General features: G+C 72.1%; 1 protein-coding gene. It reads right to left on the bottom strand.

Annotated features, from left to right (window positions below):
* The coding region (locus FG93_RS28190) for an ABC transporter transmembrane domain-containing protein (RefSeq protein WP_043241700.1) at positions 1–820 on the bottom strand (820 nt) is incomplete at both ends.

Below are 820 nucleotides of genomic sequence, written 5' to 3'. Positions count from 1 at the left end.
CCGGGGCCGGCAGCTGCATCGGCACCACCGCCTGGCTCAGCGCCACCACCGTCTCGCGCAGGCGCTGGAAGGCGGCGCGCGCCGCGACGAAGGACTTCCAGTTGGCGATGGCGAGATCGACCGGCGCCAGCGCCCGCGACGAGGCGACCGAGGCGGCGATGATCGCCCCGGCCGAGAGTTCGCCCTTGATCGTCAGATAGGCGCCGAGCCCGAGGATCGCCGATTGCAGGATCATGCGCAGCACGCGCGAGACCGCGCCCAGGCTGCCGCCGAGGTCGTTCGCCCTGGTCTGCAGCGCCAGATGCTCGCGATTGGCCAGGTTGAAGCGCTCGACCGCCCGGTCGGCAAAGCCCATCGCCTTCAGCACCTCGGCATTGCGGGCGTTGGAATCGGCGATCGCGCCGCGCGTGATCGCCGCCTGGCGCGTCGTGCCGTTGAGCCGGCGGGTCAGGATCTCGCTGGCCACCGTCAGCAGGGTCAGCACCACCGCGCCCGCCAGCGTCAGCGCCCCGAGCCAGGGGTGCAGGAAATAGGCGAAGGCGAGATAGAGCGGGATCCAGGGCAGGTCGAACAGCGCGCCCGGCCCCTGGCTGCCGAGGAAGCCGCGCACGGTGTCGACATCGCGCCCGCGCTCCAGCGCCTCGGTGCTCGAGAAGCCGAAGCGCGGCATGTCGATCGCCACCCGGTGCGCCAGCGGCGCGATATCCTGGTCGAGCCGGGCCCCGACCCGGACCAGCACCTGCGAGCGGATCACGTCGAAGGCGCCCTGGAACAGGTAGAGCCCGATCGCCAGCGCCGAGAGCGCCGCCAGCGTCTGGAC

The organism is Allobosea sp. LC85, assembly GCF_000735605.1.
Classification (GTDB): domain Bacteria; phylum Pseudomonadota; class Alphaproteobacteria; order Rhizobiales; family Beijerinckiaceae; genus Allobosea.
Note: the sequence above shows the minus strand (reverse complement) of the source record. Positions and strands in the feature narration are given on the sequence as shown.